Origin of the sequence: Pseudomonas sp. F3-2 (genome assembly GCF_038804275.1) — a bacterium.
Classification (GTDB): domain Bacteria; phylum Pseudomonadota; class Gammaproteobacteria; order Pseudomonadales; family Pseudomonadaceae; genus Aquipseudomonas.
Genome location: NZ_CP152388.1, coordinates 775,984 through 797,366, shown reverse-complemented (window position 1 = coordinate 797,366; position 21,383 = coordinate 775,984). Strand labels below are relative to the sequence as shown.

At 60.3% G+C, this 21,383-nt stretch carries 19 protein-coding genes and 2 tRNA genes; 13 read left to right on the top strand and 8 right to left on the bottom strand.

Annotated features, from left to right (window positions below; all coding sequences use genetic code 11):
* Nucleotides 1-101: 101 nt before the first annotated feature.
* Genes murI through hemA form a run of 5 tightly spaced genes read right to left on the bottom strand, consistent with a single transcriptional unit; the run spans nucleotide 102 to nucleotide 4,852 of the window.
* Entirely contained in the window at nucleotides 102-902 is an 801-nt protein-coding gene (murI, locus tag AAGQ88_RS03620; protein WP_342654461.1) for a glutamate racemase, read from the bottom strand.
* Between the two features lie 10 nt (nucleotides 903-912).
* Nucleotides 913-1,668, bottom strand: coding sequence for a molybdopterin-synthase adenylyltransferase MoeB (locus AAGQ88_RS03615; protein ID WP_342654460.1), 756 nt, complete (start codon nucleotides 1,666-1,668; stop codon nucleotides 913-915).
* Nucleotides 1,662-2,495 carry a peptide chain release factor N(5)-glutamine methyltransferase gene (gene prmC / locus AAGQ88_RS03610; RefSeq protein ID WP_285425578.1) on the bottom strand — a complete coding sequence of 278 codons (834 nt, stop codon included), beginning with the start codon at nucleotides 2,493-2,495 and terminating at the stop codon, nucleotides 1,662-1,664. Before prmC ends, AAGQ88_RS03615 begins: the two co-directional genes overlap by 7 nt.
* Entirely contained in the window at nucleotides 2,496-3,578 is a 1,083-nt protein-coding gene (prfA, locus tag AAGQ88_RS03605) for a peptide chain release factor 1 (protein WP_342654459.1), read from the bottom strand.
* A complete protein-coding gene (hemA, locus tag AAGQ88_RS03600) occupies nucleotides 3,575-4,852 on the bottom strand; it encodes a glutamyl-tRNA reductase (RefSeq protein WP_285425576.1) in 1,278 nt (425 codons plus the stop codon). The genes prfA and hemA overlap by 4 nt, the downstream gene beginning before the upstream one ends.
* 258 nt (nucleotides 4,853-5,110) lie before the next feature.
* Between hemA and AAGQ88_RS03595 the strand changes: the two genes are divergently transcribed.
* The 8 genes from AAGQ88_RS03595 to ychF all read left to right on the top strand — a co-directional run bounded on the left by AAGQ88_RS03595 (nucleotide 5,111) and on the right by ychF (nucleotide 11,943).
* On the top strand, nucleotides 5,111-6,838 hold the full coding sequence (locus AAGQ88_RS03595) for a tetratricopeptide repeat protein (protein WP_342654458.1): 1,728 nt from the start codon (nucleotides 5,111-5,113) through the stop codon (nucleotides 6,836-6,838).
* Between the two features lie 4 nt (nucleotides 6,839-6,842).
* Nucleotides 6,843-7,460 (top strand): lipoprotein insertase outer membrane protein LolB, encoded by a 618-nt coding sequence (lolB, locus tag AAGQ88_RS03590; protein WP_342654457.1) that lies wholly within the window; start codon nucleotides 6,843-6,845, stop codon nucleotides 7,458-7,460.
* A 2-nt stretch (nucleotides 7,461-7,462) separates the two neighbouring features.
* Nucleotides 7,463-8,314 (top strand): 4-(cytidine 5'-diphospho)-2-C-methyl-D-erythritol kinase, encoded by an 852-nt coding sequence (ispE, locus tag AAGQ88_RS03585; RefSeq protein ID WP_342654456.1) that lies wholly within the window; start codon nucleotides 7,463-7,465, stop codon nucleotides 8,312-8,314.
* Between the two features lie 35 nt (nucleotides 8,315-8,349).
* Nucleotides 8,350-8,424, top strand: a tRNA-Gln gene (locus tag AAGQ88_RS03580).
* A gap of 47 nt (nucleotides 8,425-8,471) precedes the next feature.
* On the top strand, nucleotides 8,472-9,413 hold the full coding sequence (locus AAGQ88_RS03575) for a ribose-phosphate pyrophosphokinase (protein WP_093462390.1): 942 nt from the start codon (nucleotides 8,472-8,474) through the stop codon (nucleotides 9,411-9,413).
* Nucleotides 9,414-9,552: 139 nt separating this feature from the next.
* On the top strand, nucleotides 9,553-10,161 hold the full coding sequence (locus tag AAGQ88_RS03570; protein WP_285425573.1) for a 50S ribosomal protein L25/general stress protein Ctc: 609 nt from the start codon (nucleotides 9,553-9,555) through the stop codon (nucleotides 10,159-10,161).
* A gap of 75 nt (nucleotides 10,162-10,236) precedes the next feature.
* Nucleotides 10,237-10,821: an aminoacyl-tRNA hydrolase gene (pth, locus tag AAGQ88_RS03565; RefSeq protein WP_093462395.1), complete on the top strand. Its 585-nt coding sequence runs from the start codon at nucleotides 10,237-10,239 to the stop codon at nucleotides 10,819-10,821.
* Nucleotides 10,822-10,842: 21 nt separating this feature from the next.
* Nucleotides 10,843-11,943: a redox-regulated ATPase YchF gene (gene ychF / locus AAGQ88_RS03560; protein ID WP_093462398.1), complete on the top strand. Its 1,101-nt coding sequence runs from the start codon at nucleotides 10,843-10,845 to the stop codon at nucleotides 11,941-11,943.
* A gap of 100 nt (nucleotides 11,944-12,043) precedes the next feature.
* On the opposite strand, the gene AAGQ88_RS03555 is transcribed toward ychF, so the two are convergent.
* The gene (locus tag AAGQ88_RS03555; protein ID WP_342654455.1) at nucleotides 12,044-12,835 is read right to left on the bottom strand and encodes a VacJ family lipoprotein; all 792 of its coding nucleotides are present in this window, start codon (nucleotides 12,833-12,835) and stop codon (nucleotides 12,044-12,046) included.
* A gap of 167 nt (nucleotides 12,836-13,002) precedes the next feature.
* Here AAGQ88_RS03555 and AAGQ88_RS03550 point away from each other — a divergent pair, with 167 nt between their 5' ends.
* The gene (locus AAGQ88_RS03550; RefSeq protein WP_342654454.1) at nucleotides 13,003-13,713 is read left to right on the top strand and encodes a response regulator transcription factor; all 711 of its coding nucleotides are present in this window, start codon (nucleotides 13,003-13,005) and stop codon (nucleotides 13,711-13,713) included.
* A 5-nt stretch (nucleotides 13,714-13,718) separates the two neighbouring features.
* On the top strand, nucleotides 13,719-15,065 hold the full coding sequence (locus AAGQ88_RS03545) for an ATP-binding protein (protein WP_342654453.1): 1,347 nt from the start codon (nucleotides 13,719-13,721) through the stop codon (nucleotides 15,063-15,065).
* A gap of 9 nt (nucleotides 15,066-15,074) precedes the next feature.
* Here the strand turns inward: AAGQ88_RS03545 and AAGQ88_RS03540 are convergent, their stop codons facing one another.
* Nucleotides 15,075-15,731 (bottom strand): class I SAM-dependent methyltransferase, encoded by a 657-nt coding sequence (locus tag AAGQ88_RS03540; protein WP_342654452.1) that lies wholly within the window; start codon nucleotides 15,729-15,731, stop codon nucleotides 15,075-15,077.
* Nucleotides 15,732-16,045: 314 nt separating this feature from the next.
* On the bottom strand, nucleotides 16,046-18,103 hold the full coding sequence (locus tag AAGQ88_RS03535; protein WP_285425567.1) for a methyl-accepting chemotaxis protein: 2,058 nt from the start codon (nucleotides 18,101-18,103) through the stop codon (nucleotides 16,046-16,048).
* A gap of 444 nt (nucleotides 18,104-18,547) precedes the next feature.
* Between AAGQ88_RS03535 and AAGQ88_RS03530 the strand changes: the two genes are divergently transcribed.
* The 3 genes from AAGQ88_RS03530 (at nucleotide 18,548) to AAGQ88_RS03520 (ending at nucleotide 21,380) form a co-directional block, all read left to right on the top strand.
* Nucleotides 18,548-18,624, top strand: a tRNA-Met gene (locus AAGQ88_RS03530).
* Between the two features lie 266 nt (nucleotides 18,625-18,890).
* A complete protein-coding gene (locus tag AAGQ88_RS03525) occupies nucleotides 18,891-19,595 on the top strand; it encodes a hypothetical protein (RefSeq protein WP_342654451.1) in 705 nt (234 codons plus the stop codon).
* Nucleotides 19,596-19,721: 126 nt separating this feature from the next.
* Nucleotides 19,722-21,380 carry a thiamine pyrophosphate-binding protein gene (locus AAGQ88_RS03520; protein WP_342654450.1) on the top strand — a complete coding sequence of 553 codons (1,659 nt, stop codon included), beginning with the start codon at nucleotides 19,722-19,724 and terminating at the stop codon, nucleotides 21,378-21,380.
* Nucleotides 21,381-21,383 lie beyond the last annotated feature (3 nt).

Below are 21,383 nucleotides of genomic sequence, written 5' to 3'. Positions count from 1 at the left end.
TTTTCGAGTGCAGTTAGAAAAATTTTTATATCAACAGACGTGCTGTAGAAATCCGGCGCTGAACATTAGTTCAGCGGCAAACAGTGCTATTCACGTTTTTTTCACGAAACGAAGCTTCGCACACTGTCAGATTTTTTCCAGAGTAACGGTAGGATGTTTCTGAAATTTTCTGGATCACCGCTCGTCCAGAATTGTGTGGGATGACTTGCCCCAGTCGCCAGCAGGTCACGCTGACTGAGCAAACGCTGCAATTGGCGGGCAACCGCAGCGCCGGTGTCGATCAGGGAAATGGACGCCGGAATCATCTCGCGCAGCAGCGGTTTAAGAAATGGATAGTGGGTGCAGCCGAGGATGATCGTGTCGCAACCAGCGGCCAGCAAAGGCTCGACGTAGCTGTGCAGCAGTTGTCGGATGTGCGCGCTGGCGAGGTCTCCGGTCTCGATCAGTTCGACCAGGCCGGGACACGGTTGCGTGATGACCTGCACGTCCGCTGCGAACCGATCCAGCAGCGCGGCAAACTTTGCGCTCTGTAACGTGCCGGTCGTCGCCAGCACACCGACCACGCCGCTGCGAGTGGCTGCGGCGGCTGGTTTGACCGCTGGCTCCATGCCGACGATCGGCCAGTCCGGGTAGCGCTCGCGCAGGTCCGCTACGCCGGCGACCGTTGCGGTGTTGCAGGCCAGCACCAGCGCCTTGGCGCCCTTCTCGCGAAAGAATTCGGCGATCGCCACACAGCGGCGACGAATGAATTCAGGGGTTTTCTCGCCATACGGAATGTGCCCGCAATCGGCAACGTAAAGCAGCGATTCCCGCGGCAACAACTGATGGATTTCGCCTAGCACCGACAGGCCGCCGACGCCTGAGTCGAACACGCCTACCGGGGCGTCGCTGTCTCTGTTCATACGCGACCGTTCATTGGCGAGCGCTGCCGCAGACGCTGCAGCCCGGATCGCGTTTGACTTTGAGCTCTCGGAATCGAGTGCTCAGGGCATCGATCAACAGCAGGCGGCCGACCAGCGGCTCGCCAAATCCGGCCAGCACCTTCAGGGCCTCAAGCGCTTGCAGGCTGCCGACCAATCCGACCAGCGGCCCGATCACGCCAGCCTCGCTGCAGGTGAGTTCACTTTCGCTGCCGTGCCCATACAGGCAGTGGTAGCACGGGCTCTCGGCGCGACGCGGATCAAATACCGACAGCTGCCCTTCGAGGCGAATGGCGGCGCCGCTCACCAGAGGCTTGCCCGCCGCAACACACGCAGCGTTCACGGCCTCGCGCGTTGAAAAGTTGTCGGAACAATCGAGCACCACATCGACGGCCTCAACGGCAGCTGCGAGCGAATCCGAATCCAGCGCAGCGCGATGAGCGACCAGTCGAACCTGCGGATTGATCGCCGTCAGCCGGTTCATGGCCGAATCGACTTTGCCCTGACCGACGCTCTGAGTGTCATGAATGATCTGGCGTTGCAGATTGGTCAGATCGACGCTGTCGAAATCCGCCAGATGCAGTTCGCCAACGCCGGCAGCCGCCAGGTACAGCGCGACCGGCGAACCGAGCCCGCCCATGCCGACGATCAGCGCGCGGCTCTGTTTGAGGCGCAACTGACCGTCGATATCCACCTGCTGCAAGAGAATCTGCCGGCTGTAGCGCAGCAGCTCGTCGTCAGTCAGCACGGCACGCGTCCAAAGGTAATGCGTTCATGCTCCCCCAGATCCCGACGTGTCTGGATCTGCTCGAAACCGTGGCTGTGCAGAAGATCGCGTACCGCCGGGCCCTGATCGTAGCCATGTTCCAGCAGCAACCAGCCCCCCGGTTCCAGATGTTCTGGCGCCTGCGAGACGATCAGGCGCAGATCGTCCAGGCCGTCCGTGCCGGACACCAGCGCGCTGCTAGGCTCGAAACGCACGTCGCCTTCGACCAGATGCGGGTCATTGGAGGCTATATAAGGAGGGTTGCTCAGGATCAGGTCGAATCGCTGACCTTGCACTGCGCTGAACCAATGGCTGCTCAGCACAGTGGCGTTGTCCAGATGCAGTCGCTGGCGATTTCGCTCCGCCAGCTCGACGGCTTCATCCACCCGATCCACTGCAGTGACGGACCACTGCGGACGATCCTTGGCCAGCGACAGCGCGATGGCGCCGGTGCCGGTGCCCAGATCGAGCAAGCGATGCGGGATCGGGCCCGGCAGCAACTCCAATGCGGTTTCCACCAGCATTTCGGTTTCCGGACGTGGAATCAATGTGTGCGTGGCGACTTCAAGGTCGATGTTCCAGAAGCCCTGCTGACCCAGGATGTAGGCCACCGGCTCACCGGTTCGTCGGCGTTGCAGATAGCCGTCGAACGTCTGTGCCGCTTCGGTGCTGACGATACGCTCGGGCCAGGTGTGCAGGAAACTGCGCGGCTTGCCCAGGGCAGCCGCCAGCAGCAGTTCGACATCCAGACGCGCTGTCGGAGAGTCCGGCAGTTCGGCGCTTCTTAACAAGCTGGCGATGATGGTCATTTACTCACCCAGTGCCGCGAGTTGATCTGCCTGATACTCGGCAAGTAACGGCTCTATCACTGCATCGACTCCGCCGGCCAAAACTTCATCCAGCGAGTACAGCGTCAGATTAACGCGATGGTCCGTCACTCGTCCCTGTGGAAAATTGTACGTGCGAATGCGTTCGGAACGATCGCCGGAACCCACCAGCAATTTGCGCTCACTGGCGATGGCATTGGCGGCAGCGGCCGTTTGCTGATCGTTGAGCTTGGCCGACAGCCAGGCCATCGCTCGGGCGCGGTTCTTGTGCTGAGAGCGCTCTTCCTGACATTCCACCACGATACCGGTGGGCAAGTGCGTGATGCGGATCGCCGAGTCGGTCTTGTTGACGTGCTGACCTCCGGCACCCGAGGAGCGGTAGGTGTCGACGCGCAGGTCGGCGGGGTTGATCTCGATCGCCTGCTGCTCATCGGGCTCAGGCAGCACCGCCACGGTACAGGCCGAAGTGTGAATACGGCCCTGTGATTCGGTTTCCGGCACACGCTGCACGCGGTGCGCGCCGGATTCGAACTTCAGCTTGCCGTAGACGTTTTCGCCCTCGACCCGCGCGATGACTTCCTTGAAGCCGCCATGCTCGCCTTCGTTCTCGGAAAGAATCTCCACCCGCCAGCCGCGACGCTCGGCATACCGCGAATACATGCGGAACAGGTCGCCCGAGAAAATGGCCGCTTCGTCGCCGCCGGTGCCGGCGCGGATTTCCAGAAACACGTTACGACCGTCGTTCGGGTCCTTGGGCAACAGCATCTTTTGCAGTTCGCCTTCGAGCACCAGCAACTGATCCTTGGCCTCGCGCACTTCTTCGACGGCCATTTCACGCATGTCAGGATCGCTGTCCTTGAGCAAGGCCTGAGCGCCGTCAAGATCGCTCTGCACTTTTTGCAGTTGCTTGTACGCCTGGATCACTGGCTCGACTTCCGCATACTCGCGCGAGTAAGCACGGAACCTGGTCTGATCGGAAATGACTTCCGCATCACCCAGCAGCGCGGTCAATTCCTCGAAACGGTCGCTGAGCACGTCCAGCTTATTGAGCAGTGAAGCTTTCATTGCGGGGGTTTATCCGTGGAGCCCTCGTTGAGGGCAAAGAGTTCCTGGGCCATGGCCAACGCATCGACGCGGCCTTCGGCGGACAGCTTTTTCAATTGCACGCTTGGCGCATGCATGAGTTTGTTGGTCAGGCCACGGGCCAGCGCCATCAACACATCCTCGGCATTGCTGCCGTTGGCCAACATGCGCTGGGCCTTCTGCAGTTCTTCGTCGCGCAGACGCTCGCTTTGCTGGCGGTAGGCCTTGAGCACATCGACCGCCGCCAGTTCGCGCAGACGCGACATGAAATCGTCGACACCCAGGCTGACCAGTTCCTCGGCGGCCAAGGCTGCGCCCTGACGACTTTTGAGGTTCTCCGCGACGACTTCATGCAGATCGTCGACGGTATACAGGTAAACGTCGTCCAGCTCACCGACTTCAGGCTCGATGTCGCGCGGCACGGCGATGTCGACCATGAAGATCGGCTTGTGCTTGCGCAGTTTCAGCGCACTTTCCACCGCGCCCTTGCCCAGAATGGGCAGCTGGCTGGCAGTGGAACTGATGACGATGTCGCTGTTGACCAGCTCGGCCGGAATGTCGGCCAGCAGCACCGCATGCGCCCCGAACTCTTCAGCCAGAATGCTTGCGCGCTCCAGCGTGCGGTTGGCGACCACGATACGCTTGACCCCCAGATCGTGCAGGTGCCGGGCGACCAGCGTGATGGTCTCCCCGGCCCCGATCAGCAATGCCTGACTGCGTTGCAGATCGCTGAAGATCTGCTTGGCCAGGCTGACCGCGGCAAACGCCACCGAGACCGGGTTTTCGCCAATGGCGGTGTCGGTCCGCACCTGTTTGGCAGCACTGAACGTCGCCTGGAACAATCGGCCGAGCAAGGGGCCGACGGTGCCGGCCTCTCGCGCTACGGCGTAGGCGGATTTCATCTGGCCGAGAATCTGCGGCTCGCCCAGCACCAGCGAATCGAGCCCCGACGCCACGCGCATCATGTGGCGCACGGCCGCATCGTCTTCATGGACATAGGCGCTGGCGCGCAGCTCATCGATATTGAGATGGTGATAATCGGCCAGCCAGCGCAGCACGACCTCGGCGGTCAGCTGGTCCTGCTCTATATAGAGCTCGCTGCGGTTGCAGGTCGAGAGGATGGCCGCTTCGCGACTTTGAGTCAGGCGGCAGAGCTGCTGCAATGCCTCAACCAGCTGCTCAGGCGTAAATGCCACGCGCTCGCGGACATCCACTGATGCAGTCTTATGGTTGATACCCAGAGCAAGAAAGGCCATTCAAGGTCGCTGATGGTGACGTGAAGCCGACAATTGTCCTACTTCAATAGATTCAGGACAACCACCGCAAGAGATTCAGAACGTCCGGGAGAGTCTATTGTCCCTATAGTGATCCGCATTACAGCGCTGCGCGTGCGGCAAATTGTCCGGGCGCACGCTGTAGATTGAGGGTCTCTAGATTTCGCGCGGGCTGTGGGTTTGCTCCCTGCCTTGTGTCATGATGCTTCCAAACCGCAGGTAAGCCGCCCTCTCTTCTATATGAATAAATCCTCCGCGTTGTTCTTTGCCCTTGTCGTTCTTGGTGGCTGTCAGTCTACGGCCTCTGTTTCCACGGAGCCCGCTGCTCCGGCGAAAGAAGCGACTCCCGCGCCTGAAGCCAAACCCCAGGTTTACGGCTCGTTCACCCAGGAAACCGTCGTCAGCCTGCTGACCGCCGAGCTGGCCGGGCAACGTAACCGTTTCGACATCGCGCTGGACAACTACGTGACCCAGGCGATCCAGACCCAGGATCCGGGGATCTCCGAGCGCGCTTTCCGCATTGCCGAGTACCTGGGCGCCGATCAGGCTGCACTGGACACCTCGATGATCTGGGCGAAGAACGATCCGGCCAATCTCGAAGCCCAGCGCGCCGCCGCCATCCAGCTGGCACGCGCCGGACGCTACGACGACTCCATGCGCTACATGGAAAAGGTGTTGCAGGGTCAGGGCGACACGCATTTCGACTTCCTCGCGCTGTCAGCGGCGGAAACCGACTCCAATACGCGCAAGGGGCTGATCGCAAGCTTCGATCGCCTGCTGGTCAAGTACCCGAAAAACGGTCAATTGATTTTCGGCAAAGCGCTGCTGTTGCAGCAGGAAGGCGATAGCGCGGCGTCGCTCAAGCTCCTTGAAGACAATCCGCCCGGCGAGGGCGAAGTGGCGCCGATTCTCCTCCACGCGCGGCTGCTGCAGAGCATGAACCGTGGCAAGGAAGCGATTCCGCTGCTGGAAAAAAGCATCAAGAAATACCCTGACGACAAACGCCTGCGCCTGACCTACGCACGCATGCTGGTCGAACAGAACCGCATGGAAGACGCCAAGGTGCAGTTCTCGAGTCTGGTTCAGCAGTACCCGGACGACGACGAATTGCGCTATTCGCTGGCGCTGGTCTGCCTTGAAAACAAGGCGTGGGACGAAGCCCAGGGTTACCTGGAAGACCTCGTAGCACGCGGCAGTCATGTCGATTCGGCGCACGTGAACCTGGGCCGCATCTACGAAGAACGCAACGACCCGCAGAACGCCCTCGGCGAATACGCCCAGGTGGGACCTGGCAATGACTATCTGCCCGCGCAACTGCGCCAGGCCGATATTCTGATGAGCAATGGCAATACGGCCGAAGCCTCCAGGCGTCTGGCTCAGGCACGCGCAGATCAGCCCGATTACGCGATTCAGCTGTACCTGATCGAAGCCGAAACCCTGACCAACAACAACCAGAGCGATCGTGGCTGGCAGGTGTTGGGGACAGCGCTCAAGCAATACCCGGACGACCTCAACCTGCTGTACACCCGCGCCATGCTGGCCGAAAAACGCAATGATCTTCAGCAGATGGAGACTGATCTGCGGGCCATTCTCAAGCGCGAGCCTGACAACGCCATGGCGCTGAACGCCCTGGGTTATACGCTCTCCGACCGCACCACGCGGTACGCCGAAGCCAAGGAACTGATCGAACGCGCGCACCAGCTCAATCCGGAAGATCCTGCCGTGCTCGACAGCCTGGGCTGGGTCAATTATCGCCTCGGCAATCTGGACGAGGCCGAACGCCTGCTGCGCGAGGCGCTCGAGCGCTTCCCCGATCACGAAGTCGCCGCACACCTGGGTGAAGTCCTGTGGGCCAAGGGCCAACAGCGCGAAGCACGCAAAATCTGGGGCAAGGCCCTCGAACAGCAACCTGACAGCCCGGTTCTGCGCAGCACCCTCAAACGCCTGACCGGCTCCGAGACTCTTTGAATTTATGTTATTGCGCCACGTAGTCGTATTCAGCCTCATTGCCCTGCTCGCCGGTTGCGCCGGCGTCACTTCCCGCGAAGCCGTGCAAGGTCAGGGCAACGCCAGCCAGTGGCGTGTGAACAAAGAACAGCTGAGCAGCCTGGATGGCTGGCAGATCAACGGTAAAGTCGGCATTCGTGCGCCCAAGGACTCCGGCAGCGGCACGCTGTTCTGGCTGCAACGTCAGGATTACTACGACATTCGCCTTTCGGGTCCGCTGGGCCGTGGCGCGGCCCGCCTGACGGGTCGCCCCGGCGCCGTGTCGCTGGAAGTCGCCAATCAGGGTCGCTACGACGCGCCCGATCCCGAAACATTGCTCAAAGATCAACTGGGCTGGCAATTGCCGGTTTCGCATCTGGTCTGGTGGGTTCGCGGCCTGCCGGCGCCTGACAGCAAAAGCCGCCTGACGCTGGACGGTGGCAGTCGCTTGTCTGGCCTGGAGCAGGATGGCTGGCAGATCGAATATTTGAGCTACACCGAACAGAACGGCTACACGCTGCCCGAGCGCATGAAACTGCACGGCCAGGATCTGGATGTCACGCTGGTCATCAAGGACTGGCAACCACGCAAACTGGGACAGTGAACATGGCGCACCCCCTGCTCACGCTGCCGGCTCCCGCCAAACTCAATCTCATGCTGCATATCACCGGGCGCCGCCCCGATGGCTATCACGAGCTGCAGACGATTTTTCAGTTTCTCGACTACGGCGATGAACTGAGTTTTGCACTTCGCGAGGACGGAGAAGTCCGTTTGCAGACCGAGATTGCCGACGTGCCTCACGACAGCAATCTCATCGTCAAGGCCGCACGCGCCCTCAAGGAACAATCGGGCTGCACGCTGGGCGTCGACATCTGGCTGAAGAAAATCCTGCCCATGGGCGGCGGCATCGGCGGCGGAAGCTCAGATGCGGCCACCACGCTGCTGGGTCTGAATCACCTCTGGAAGCTGGGCTGGGACGAAGATCGCCTGGCGGCGCTGGGCCTCAAGCTTGGCGCTGACGTCCCGGTTTTCGTCCGTGGATTCGCCGCTTTTGCCGAAGGCGTGGGCGAGATACTGACGCCTGTAACCCCCGAAGAACCGTGGTATCTCGTACTTGTGCCGCAAGTATCTGTAAGTACAGCAGAAATTTTTTCAGATCCACTGTTGACACGTGACACTGCGCCCATTAAAGTGCGCCCCGTTCCCAAGGGAAACAGTCGAAACGACTGCTTACCGGTTGTAGCAAGGCGTTATCCAGATGTACGTAACGCTTTGAATTTGCTAGGTAAATTTACCGAAGCAAAATTAACCGGAACTGGAAGTTGTGTGTTTGGGGCCTTCCCAAACAAAGCTGAAGCTGATAAAGTCTCGGCCCTTCTTACAGAGACCCTTACAGGGTTTGTAGCAAAAGGCAGCAACATGTCGATGTTGCACCGAAAGTTACAGACACTGCTCTAAGAGAACCGAGTGCCAGGCACTCGAGCAACAGATACAGGGGCGTCGCCAAGCGGTAAGGCAGCAGGTTTTGATCCTGCCATGCGTTGGTTCGAATCCAGCCGCCCCTGCCATTTTCCTATAGTCATCCAGGCATACCCTAAGCCTCCAGGTACTGCGCGTGTCCAAGATGATGGTCTTTACGGGGAACGCCAACCCCGATCTGGCTCGGCGTGTCGTACGTCAGCTGCATATCCCTCTCGGTGACATCTCTGTTGGTAAGTTCTCCGACGGCGAGATTACCGCTGAGATCAATGAAAACGTTCGCGGTAAAGACGTCTTCATTATTCAGCCGACCTGCGCTCCGACCAACGATAACCTGATGGAACTCGTCGTGATGGCTGATGCCTTCCGTCGTTCCTCGGCGACTCGAATCACTGCTGTAATTCCTTACTTTGGTTATGCCCGTCAGGATCGCCGTCCGCGTTCTGCTCGTGTGGCTATAAGCGCTAAAGTGGTTGCGGACATGCTCACCGTCGTTGGTATCGACCGTGTGCTGACCGTTGACCTGCACGCTGACCAGATTCAAGGCTTCTTCGATATTCCGGTAGATAACATCTACGGCTCCCCGGTTCTGGTGGATGACATCGAAGACCAACGCTTCGAAAACCTGATGATCGTTTCCCCGGATATCGGCGGCGTCGTGCGCGCACGTGCGGTTGCCAAATCCCTGGGTGTGGATCTGGGCATCATCGACAAGCGCCGCGAGAAGGCCAATCACTCCGAAGTGATGCACATCATCGGCGACGTCGAAGGCCGTACCTGTATTCTGGTTGACGACATGGTCGATACCGCCGGCACCCTGTGCCACGCGGCCAAGGCCCTCAAAGAACATGGCGCTGCCAAGGTCTTTGCGTACTGCACACACCCTGTGCTGTCGGGTCGCGCAATCGAAAACATCGAAAATTCCGTGCTGGACGAACTGGTGGTAACTAACACCATCCCGTTGTCCGCAGCAGCACAAGCCTGTGACCGTATCCGCCAGCTGGATATCGCACCGGTTGTAGCAGAAGCGGTTCGCCGCATCAGCAACGAAGAATCGATCAGCGCGATGTTCCGTTAAGGGCCCTGCCCTCTCGAATCATCCGTTGACGAAAAGCGCCCCGCCCCAACAAGCACTGTTGGGGCGGGGCTTTTTTGCCCATCCCGGTTTGGCGCTGGTCGCAAACGCCACCCGATGATGGCTATTTTGGAGATACAAAATGACTGACTTTACTCTGAACGCCCAAGCGCGTACCGACCTGGGGAAAGGTGCGAGCCGCCGCCTGCGTCGTCTCGCCAGCTCTGTTCCTGCCGTTGTTTACGGTGGTGGCAAAGAAGCTATCTCGATCACCATCGAAGCCAAGGAAATCGCCAAGCTGTTCGAAAACGAAGCTGCTTACAGCCACGTTATCGAACTGAGCGTTGACGGTGCCAAGCAGAACGTACTGATCAAGGCCATGCAGCGTCACCCGGCCAAGCAGTTCATCATGCACGCTGACTTCATCCGCGTTGTAGCCGGCCAGAAACTGACCGCTACCGTTCCTGTGCACTTCATCAACGAAGAAGCTCCGGTCAAGAAAGGCGGCGAGATCTCGCACACTACCACTGAACTGGAAGTGTCCTGCCTGCCTAAAGATCTGCCTGAGTTCATCGAAGTTGACCTGGGCGCGCTGGAAATCGGTGACAACGTTCACCTGTCCGACGTTAAAGCACCAAAAGGTGTTGAATTCGTCGCTCTGGCTCACGGCAAGGACCTGGACATCGCAAACGTCCACGCTCCACGTGTTGTTCAGGACGAAGAAGGCACTGCAGAAGGCGAAGCTGAGTAATCATTACTCGCTAGCCGGTTGAACCCGTGATGATGCCCGGCATCATCACACTCGACCCAAGGAAGAGCCCCTGACGTGACCGCCATCCAACTGATCGTCGGCCTGGGAAATCCAGGCCCCGAATACGAACAGACCCGGCATAACGCAGGGGCTCTTTTCGTTGAGCGTATTGCCAGCGCACAGCGTGTCAATCTGACCGCTGACCGCAAGTATTTCGGTCTGACGGCTAAATTCAGCCATCAAGGCCAAGACGTTCGTCTGCTGATCCCGACGACCTACATGAACCGCAGCGGCCAGTCGGTTGCGGCTCTGGCAGGTTTTTTCCGGATCCCGGCACACGCCATTCTGGTGGCTCACGACGAACTCGACCTGCCTCCGGGCGTCGCCAAACTCAAACTGGGTGGCGGGCACGGCGGGCATAACGGCCTGCGCGACATCATTGCGCAGCTCGGCAACCAGAACGGATTCCATCGTCTGCGGCTTGGCATCGGCCACCCGGGCGATGCCAGTCTGGTCTCCAATTTCGTACTGGGTCGTGCGCCACGCGCCGAACAGGAAAAACTGGACGCCAGCATCGACTTTGCCCTCGGCGTGCTGCCGGATGTACTCGCTGGCGACTTCGCCAAGGCGATGCGCGTCCTGCACAGCCAGAAGGCCTGACATCACTCGAGGGGAAACACCATGGGATTCAATTGCGGCATCGTCGGCCTGCCCAACGTCGGCAAGTCCACCCTGTTCAACGCCCTGACCAAATCCGGTATTGCGGCGGAGAACTTTCCCTTCTGCACCATCGAACCGAACAGCGGCATCGTGGCGATGCCGGATCCACGCCTGCAGGCGCTGGCCGAGATCGTCAATCCGAAGCGCATCCTGCCGACCACGATGGAGTTCGTCGACATCGCGGGTCTGGTAGCCGGTGCTTCCAAAGGTGAAGGCCTGGGCAACAAGTTTCTGGCCAACATCCGTGAAACCGACGCCATTGCTCACGTGGTTCGCTGCTTCGAAGACGAGAACGTGATTCACGTCTCCAACAGCGTCGACCCCAAGCGTGACATCGAGATCATCGACCTGGAGCTGATTTTCGCCGACCTCGACAGCTGCGAGAAACAGCTGCAGAAAGTCGCGCGCAACGCCAAGGGCGGCGACAAGGATGCCGTGGTCCAGAAGGGCCTGCTGGAAAAACTGATCGCTCACTTCACCGAAGGCAAGCCCGCGCGCAGCCTGATGAAGAACATGGGCGCCGATGAGAAAGCCGTGATCAAAGGCTTCCATCTGCTGACCACCAAGCCGGTCATGTACATCGCCAACGTGGCCGAAGACGGGTTTGAAAACAACCCGCATCTGGACGTCGTTCGCGCGATCGCCGAAGAAGAAGGCGCCATGCTGGTTCCGGTCTGCAACAAGATCGAGGCAGAGATCGCCGAGCTCGACGACGGTGAAGAAAAGGACATGTTCCTCGAAGCCCTCGGCCTCGAAGAACCCGGTCTGAACCGCGTCATCCGCGCCGGCTATGAAATGCTTCACCTGCAGACCTATTTCACTGCCGGTGTCGAGGAAGTACGCGCCTGGACCGTGCGCGTGGGTGCAACCGCGCCGCAAGCGGCGGGCGTGATCCACACCGACTTCGAGAAAGGCTTCATCCGCGCCGAGTGCATCGCCTACAACGACTTCATCCAGTACAAGGGCGAAGCCGGTGCCAAGGAAGCAGGCAAATGGCGTCTGGAAGGCAAGGACTACATCGTCAAGGACGGCGACGTGCTGCACTTCCGTTTCAACGTTTGATGGATCGCGGCAACGGCCGCGCACTTGCTGAACAACGAGGCCCCCGCATCAATGGATGCGGGGGCCTTTTGTTTTCTGGCTTGTGAGGCGAACCGAGCAGTCAGTCCTTATTCACTGCGGCGCCGTCAGGGCAACGTTTGACGGGCTCTACGACAGCCCCCTCCTTTCCATCCGCAACGAAGTCGGCGCGCCGTTGTGCCACCGCATCGCGAAGCGCCAGGTAGTAATCGGGCCGCTGCTGCAATCTGTCCGTGACAGGCAGCAGACGCGCTCGCCCGTCAACGACGGCGCCCACCGTATTGGCCGTGCCGAGCGCATCGACTGTATCGCTGTTATCCCCGAACGGGTCGATGGCGAAACTCAGCAACTTGCCAACGGCGTCTCTCGCATTGGCGGAGCCCAGCAGCGGCAGCTCGATGATAGGGCCATCGGCGATGTTCCAGACCCCGAAAGTCTGTCCGAAATCGGCTTTGTGGCGTTCGATGCCAAGCTTGCCTGAAACATCGATCAACCCCACCACGCCTGCCGTCGAGTTGATGACGAAACGCCCTAGGGTGTTGATCGAGCGCTGGGCATTACCCTGCAAAAGATCGTTGATGAAGACTTTCGGCTCTCCGAAGTTCGCCACGAAGTTATGCACACCCGTCTGTATGAAACCGGGCAAATGCAAATAGCCTCTGGCCACCGGCGCCAGGGCGTAGTCGTCGACACCTCGGTTGAGTACGAAAATGCCTCGGTTGAAGGACTCGGCCGGGTCGTGGACCGAGTACGAAGCGCGGTCACAGGATGCCGAGCCAACAGGCAGCGTGTTCGCGCAGCCACTGGCGAGCAGCGCCAGACAGCCCGCGACGGCAGATCGAACAGAAGGCGAAACCGATTTGATAATGGGCATGCGAGCATCTCGGGCAAGGACTGAGGCCGATGCTGCATGCGCTTTCTTGCTCGATGATTGCCGAATTATTGCCCGTCAGGCGCTTTATTTCCGGATTGAAATATATGACGCAGCGGCCCGAATGATTTTAGATACGCACTCATGTTCATTCCAGCAGCGTGTCCCCTGTGACTCATCTATTACTGGTCGACGACGACCTCGAAGTCCTCGCGCTTCTGCAGAAATTCCTCGCGCAGCACGGTTACAGCGTCGACATTGCCACCGACGGAGCGTCGCTGTGGACCGCGATCGAACGCCGCAAGCCTGACCTGATCATCCTCGACGTCATGTTGCCGGGCGACAGCGGCCTGGTGCTGTGCCAACGCTTGCGCGCGGAGCACAACGTTGCGGTCATCATGCTGACGGCGATGGGTGAGCTCAGCGATCGCGTCGTCGGGCTGGAGCTTGGTGCCGACGATTACCTGACCAAGCCCTTCGATGCACGGGAGCTTCTGGCCAGAGTCCGCGCGGTGCTCAGACGTACGGCGCAACTGCAGGGCACTGTCGGCGATACGCCGCGCCCTGCTCTGGAGTTCGCGGGCTGGCGACTCGACGTGACCCGACGCGAATTGCGCTCGCCGGAAAGGGTCATGATCCCGCTCTCTGCCGGTGAGTTCGAACTGCTGCTGGTGTTCGCCGAACATCCGCAGCGCATCCTGACGCGTCAGCAATTGCTGGACATGGCGCGCGGCGAGACCCATGACGCCTTCGATCGCAGCGTCGATGTTCAGGTCAGCAGGCTGCGCCGCAAGCTGGAGGCGGACCTGAGCAGCGCCCCGATCATCCGGACCATCCGCAACGTCGGTTATCTGTTCACGCCCTCGGTGATCAAAAAGTGAACCTGATGGAAGGCTTACGGGACAGACTCAGCCGCCCGCGCGACACGGTGGCCCGCTGGATCGCACTGACGACCATGGCAGCGATGCTCGCCTCACTGGCGCTCAACGGTGTGGTCAGCGTATTTGGGGGTGTCTGGGCCAGGCCTCCGCTGATGGAAACGGGCCTGATGGAAAAGGCAGCGGCGATCACGCGCATCATCGACTCGGTTCCGCCTGCACAGCGGGCCGCGATTGCCGCCGCCGCCAGCGACCAGGACTTCAGCAGTCAATGGCTGCCGCACTACGAAGACGCGCATCTGCCAGCCATCGAAGACCCGACATTCCGCACCGGCTCGGCATTGCTTCGACGGCTGCTGAGCAGGCCTGACGCGAGCATCGAAGCCTATGAACCTGCCGACTGGCCAAGCGGCGCGGCAAGCAGCCGCTATGCCCTGATGATTGAATTGAGCGACCGCTCGTGGGTGATGTATTCAGTGCCCACGCGCAGTTGGGGACTTGGGGAGCTGCCGCGCAACCTGATCATCATTGCGCTGATCCTGTCCTCCACGATGGTCGTCGCATTGATTGCCACGCGGCATCTCGCAGGTCCTCTGGAGCGTTTCGCACAAGGTGCAAGGCGCTTCGGCACCGATTTCCGCGCGCCGCCGATTCCGGTGATCGGCCCTCAGGAAATCCGTCAGGCCATCCTTGCATTCAACGCCATGCAGGCGCAGATCCAGCACTTTCTGCATGACCGCACGCAAATGCTCGCCGCCATTTCCCATGACTTGCGCGCACCGTTGACCCGCATGCGCCTGCGCGGCGAGTTCATTGAAGACGCCGAGCAGCAATCCCGGCTGTTCCGGGACGTCGATGAAATGCAGGCGATGGTGAACTCGGCGCTGGATTTCTTCCGCGACGATGCGCGGCTTGAAGAAGCGACCGCGTTCGATCTGGCCCAACTGCTGCAAACCGTGGTCGACGACTTCAAGGATGCAGGCGCGGAAGTAACATTCCACGGGCCTAACAGGCTCGTCTACATGGGTCGTCCGATCGGCATCAAACGCGCGTTGGTCAATCTTGTGGAGAACGCCGTCAAGTACGGACGCGAGCCTGAGGTTTACCTCGAGGCGCACGCCGAACATGTGCTGATCCAGGTGAAGGATCGCGGGCCGGGGATCGATTCAGAACTTCATGAAAAAGTGTTCACGCCGTTCTTTCGTGTCGAAGGATCGCGTAATCGAACGACCGGCGGCGTCGGGCTGGGCTTGTCCGCAGCGCGGGCGACGGTGCTCGAGCACGGAGGAACGCTGAGCCTGCACAACCGCCGGCAAGGCGGGCTCGAAGCCCGCGTTGTGCTGCCGCTCGGCTGAAGGCGCGCGTCAGACGATCGGTTGGGCCGCGCGAAACAGCAGGACTTTGCCCTCGCGCTTTAGCGTGACGTCACGAAAGTGCTGACGCAAGTGCGCTTCGAATCCGAGCTGGGTGTCGCCGCGGTTCCCGAAAATGCCTTTCTTGTTGTACACCGCCATCAATTTGCGGCCGAAACCGTTGTGCCCGGCCTCATCACCCAGAATCGTTGCGCCAAACAGGACGCCGCCCGGCTGCAAGTTGTGCTTGAGCGTCCCGAAGATGGCGGCCTTGGCGTCCAGCGGACCCGGCAAACAATGCAGCAGATAGAACAGCGAAATGGAGTCGAACAGCTCATCGCCCGGAATGGGGGTCATGACATCGTGCTGAAGGGTTCGTGTACCTGGCCGATCAATCCTGCGCCTGGCCGCTTCCAGGCTGCTCGGGTTGAGGTCAAGCAACGTGATCTGGGTGTCCGCCGGCAGTTGCGCGTTGGCCAGGTAGTAACCGGTGCCCACGCCGATATCCAGATGCCGAAGGCCTGCGTTGGCGCGGAAGAATGGCAGCAGGACCTCTTTGGTCGGGCAGCGCCAGGCGTAACGATTGGAGATGCCCAGCACCCACGCGTCATACAGCGCCAAGGTGAAAGGAGAATAAACCGCCGCGCCTGCGGCACTGCTGTCAGTCATGAGGACGCCTTGCGAATGAATGAGTGGAAGCCCGAAAAATGACGATTCTTATACGTCAGCCGCGATCGAGCGACCACTATCTGAGCGTATATGAAGGCACTGTGCTCACCGACATGGCGCGGTCCGTGCGGCCCGACCGACGCCACGTGCTCGGCGGGCTCTTGTAGGACCGGCTTTAGCCGGGAAGGCGTCGGGTATCACGCCGTCGGACGGAGGGTGTTCGTGCAGGCCTCTTCCCAGCTGAAGCCCGTCCTACGGACACTGCGAGCTCTTCGTGCTCTCCGCAGGACCGGCTTTAACTGCCGGGGCTGTCATCAGCTCAGCTGGAATCTGGCGGTGTTGTCGCTCAACGCGCGACTGCCTTTGCTCAGCGTGTCGGCGGCCTGATTCACCGCGCGTGCACCCTCCAGCAATCGCCCGGCGGCCTGGTCAACGTGCTGGATATTGCCGCTGACTTCATCGGCGGTCGCTGCCTGCTCTTCCACTGCAGTAGCAATCTGAGCCAAGGTGTCGGTGACGACTTGAACGGCGTTGGCAATCTCGCCCAGGCGCTCGCCCAGGCCGGTGACCGATTGCGCATCGCTCACCGCCTGACCACACGCAGCTTCCATCAGGGTGACGGCCTGGCTGACCGTCGAGCGCAGACTGTCGACCGTGCCGGCGATTTGCGCAGTCGAGGCCTGCGTGCGCTGGGACAGACTGCGCACCTCGTCGGCCACCACGGCAAAACCACGTCCCTGCTCGCCCGCCCGAGCGGCTTCGATAGCAGCGTTGAGCGCCAGCAGGTTGGTCTGTTCTGCGATGCCGCGAATGGTGTCCACCACCGATTGAATCTGCTGCCCTTGCTCGCTGACACGGCCCAGGGCATTGGCCGTATCAGTGAGTTTCTGATTCAACTGCTGGATACTCGCCGTTGTGCGCAGGCTGTCGCGACTGCTGTCTTCGGCAATCTGCCGCGTCTGTTGCGCGCTGCCGGACGCTTCCTCACAGCTTTTGGCAACGCCCAGCGACGTCGCGGCCAACTGAGTGGCCGCCGCCGCGATCTGGCTGATCTGCTGCTGTTGATCCTCCACCTCATTGAGCGTGCTGCCCGACTGCGAATTGAGCGTCAGCACCGCCGAGCCGAGTTGCTGGGTTTCATGGTTGACGCCCAGCAGGCTGGTACGCAACTGCACGACCGCAACGTTCAGCGCGGTGCTGATCGCCGCCAGCTCGTCACGCCCTTGCACCGGAACCTCGACGCACAGATTGCCGTCACGAAGGGACTCGGCCAGGGTCGTGATGCCCTGAGCACTGCGACGAATCGAGGCCTGCAGGCACATGAACAGATACAACGCGGCCACAGCAAGAATGCTGAACGTCGCGGCAACCGGGATGAACTGACGGATGCTGCGATCGTGGTAGTAATCCAGCCGGCTGTGCAACGAGGACAAGGACTGATTACGCAGCGCAGCCAGAGCCTGGAGCGTGCTGTCGACGCTGCGCTCGAAGGCTGACGTGTCGAGCTTGATCGTGCCGCCGAAAACGCCGTCATCGAGGGTTTTCAGTTCGGTGTCCAGGCGCTGAAGACTGTCGTTGTACTGACGCGTCCAGACCTCCATGCCAGGGTAGGATTTCGCCTGCAACGAACTCACGGTCTTGACCAACTGGTCGCGAGCGTCGCCGATGCGACTGCGCAGATCCCGCATCTGCAAACGGCTCTGCAAGGTGAACTGCCCCGAAGCAATCGACGATTGACCGATGCTGGCCATCCGACCGATACGCTCGATCAGATCCGGCGCCTGTTGCGTGGCGACTTGCATCAGCAAGTAGGTTTCAAGCCACGGGTCGAGGATCAGCCCGCTGTCGATGGCGATCTGTTCACGCAGACTTTGCAGCGCCGTCAGCGCCGCCGTGAAGCGATCGTATCCATCGGGCCACCAGCCCACGGTACGCAGTGACTCGGAGTCCATCCCCTTGACCGATGCCTGCAGCGCCTGGAAACGGGCCATCGTATCGGCACTGACTTGGCGCGCTTTCAGCTCGTCAGCCAGGGTGGACAGGGTTTGCGAGAGCTGAGGGTTCGCGGCGTCGAGCGCAGACATGGCGGCTTTGGCGGCCGGCGTCGGATCATGAAGGATGTCGGCGGCTTTCCAGCGCGCGGCCAGGTTACGTTGCGCCGTCAGTTGAGCGTCCAGTTGATCCAGTGCAAGCAACTGACGAACCCCGGATTGCTCCTCGGAAATGACGGCCAGCTTGCTGCTGTAGTCTTGCCCGATCATCCACAGGCTGCCGGCAAGCGGCAGCATGAACAAGATGAAAAGCACCTGAAACTTGCGTGCAAACCCAAACTGTCCGAGCAGGCGGATTCCTGGCGACAAAAGACTCTGCATACCCGACTACTCCTCAGCGATAACTCCATGGCGCAGCTCGTGACCGCGGCCAGGGTCCTCAACATTACTTACAGGCAAAATGCCATGTCTCTGTTTCAAAAACGATAACCGCCCGTCTCCTGTGTCGAGGACGTATAAGCGGTCGGTGATGTAGGGAAGGAGCGACGTTCAGCCCGGCCCACCCTTGGGCTGGTTTAAGCAAGAAATGGACCGATAGCACGAAGCCATCTAAATGGGCACGAGCGCAAAGACGGTGCACACGAAATGCGCCAAAGTGGGGCAAATCAACTCAACGGGTGCTGCAAAAATTGTCACCGTCGTGACATTCCCGCTGCAATTCTCGGCGGCGGCAGGGCTGAAACCCTAACCGATTGATCACACTTATAAAATTTTCAAAGAGGCGCTTGACACATCTTCGATTCGAGCGAATAATGCGCGCCACTTGGCTACATAGCTCAGTTGGTTAGAGCATAGCATTCATAATGCTGGGGTCCGGGGTTCAAGTCCCTGTGTAGCCACCAAGTACCTCAACAAAGCCCGCCTTGTGCGGGCTTTGTTGTTTCTGGCTGTCTGATACCCGCCAGTCTCTGCGCTTGACCATCGGGTCCAGGCGTCGCGTTAACTTCCCGGATCGACTCCGTGCAGTTGACCACTGCCGGCGAACGACGGCTTCGAATCACAAGGCCACTCGTGACAACCGAGGCCTCGTCCAATAGATTAACCCCCCCTTCGAAACGCCCAGCGCTTTTCGCGTCTCAAATCCCGTTAATGAAGTAATGGATGTTCAATGTCTGATTTTCAAACCGATGCAGCCGTGACCGCTCTGTCTTCCAAGCAAGCTTACGAAGACGCCATCAACCTCTCACAGCATGTGCCGCAGGCGAAAACCATCAGCGAAATGGTCCTGGATGCCTTTCAGAGTGCAAAGGAAAGCGATCAGATTCGCGAGTTGCGCATTGCCATCCGTCAGGCTCACGACCGTTTCGACGATGACCAGGCGTACGAGTTGATGGGTCAGCTCAAACAGCTCAAGGATGCCGAAGCGGCCGACATGGCTGCGCTGGAAGACCTCAGCACGAAATTCCCGATCAGCCGGATTCTCTCCAGCTACAAAGATGACCCAAGCTTTCAGGAGCTGGTGTACAGCCTTGCGTTGAAGGTGCTCAACCAGACTCATCAAGCAGTGAGCAATCCGGGCGGCGGCAAGAGCAAAACCGCGCGGGCGAAAAAAGAAGCCGAAGTGTTCGTCATCAGCAAGGACGGCGCCAACGTGACGCTGCCGCTGCGCACTCCGCGTTCGAAAGCCAATGTGGACCGTGAAGCCTTCGAGTTCCTCGGATTCACCTTTGTCGGCGAAGGCGATGACGCCGAGCTGCAGAGCGAAAGCTTTGTGGACAAAGACGGCAACGAGCAACCTGCCACGCGCAAAAACATCATTGCCGCGATCCAGCAGCAGACGGCGTTCGAAGGGTACAGCGCCGCTCAGCAGTAAACCGGCAATCGATGCAATTGCCATGGTTCTGGTCTACACCCAATTGGACCTGTCGATGGGAGCGCCACTGTAGGCCCCCCTCGACGCTCGTCCTGCGGGAAACCCGAATCAAGGAATTCAACGTCCATGCCCGATGCCAAGCAACCGCGTAATGGCGGCCAGATTCTCGTCCAGGCGCTGCTGCGCAATGCCGTCGACACGATTTACTGCGTTCCCGGCGAAAGCTATTTGCCGGTGCTCGACGCACTGCACGACGCGACCTCGATTCGCACCTTCGTCACCCGTCACGAGGGCGCGGCCTCGAACATGGCCGACGCCTACGGCAAGCTGACCGGCCGCCCCGGCATCTGCTTCGTGACGCGCGGCCCCGGTGCGACCCACGCCAGCAACGGCGTACACACTGCCCGACAGGACTCGACACCGATGATTCTGTTCATCGGCCAGATCGAAAGCGCGTTCAAAGGGCGCGAGGCCTTTCAGGAAGTGGACTACGTGCAGATGTTCGGCGGTCTGGCGAAGTGGGCGACCGAAATCGACAGCATCGAGCGCATTCCGGAAGTCGTCAGTAAAGCGTTCAGCATCGCCATGTCGGGTCGTCCAGGCCCGGTGGTCGTTGCCCTGCCCGAACAGATTTTGTTCGGCAGCGCCGCAGTGGCCGACGCGCAACCGGTGCGCATTGCGCGCGCATCGCCTGACAGCGCTTCACTCACGTCGCTGCGCAGCCTGCTTGCTGCGGCAAAACAGCCGCTGGTGATCGTCGGGGGCACAGGCTGGGACGCAGATTCCAGCGATGCGCTGCGGCGCTTCATACAAGCCAACGATCTGCCCGTGGCTGCGTCGTTCAGACGCCAGGACCTGTTCGACAATCGCGACAGACATTACGTCGGCCAACTCGGTCTGGGCACCTCGCCCAAGCTTCTGGAGCGAGTGAGGACGAGCGACTTGCTAGTGGTGATCGGCTCCCGGCTGAGCGAAACGGTGTCGCAGGGCTACACGCTGATCGAGAGCCCGACGCCTCAACAGCCGATGATTCATGTGCACCCCGATCCTCAGGAGCTCAATCGCGTCTATCACTCGCGCTTGCCCATCCTGTCGTCGCTTCGCGAATTCGCCCACGCCGCCGCAGCCATGGAGCCGGTTGTCAGCAGCGCCTGGAAAACCTGGACCAGCGAAGCGCGGGCCGACTATCTGGAGCATTCGACACCGCCGCTCGCGCACCCGCAACTGGCGGGCGTGCACATGGGCGCGGTGGTGGCGCACCTGAATGAGGTATTGCCGGACGACGCGGTCATTACCAACGGCGCGGGCAACTACACCGTGTGGGTTCATCGTTTCTATCGCTACCGCCAGCCAGCCACCGAACTGGCGCCGACCAATGGCGCGATGGGCTACGGCTTGCCGGCAGCCATTGCGGCCAAACTGCATGCCCCACACAGAACTGTCGTCTGCTTTGCTGGCGATGGCTGCTTCATGATGTACCCTCAGGAGCTGGCCACGGCAATGCAATACAACGCGCCGATAGTGGTCATTGTGGTGAACAACGGCATGCTTGCGACCATTCGCATGCATCAGGAGCGGGAATATCCAGGACGCGTGTCGGCCACTGGGCTGGCGAATCCGGATTTCATCGCTCTCGCCAAATCCTTCGGTGCTCATGCCGAGCGGGTCGAACGCAGCGAAGATTTCCCGGCAGCCTTTCAGCGTGCGCAAGAAGCGGGCGTCGCTGCGCTGATCGAGTTGCGCGTCGATCCACGGCAGATCACACCCCAGGCTCGTCTTGATTAAGAG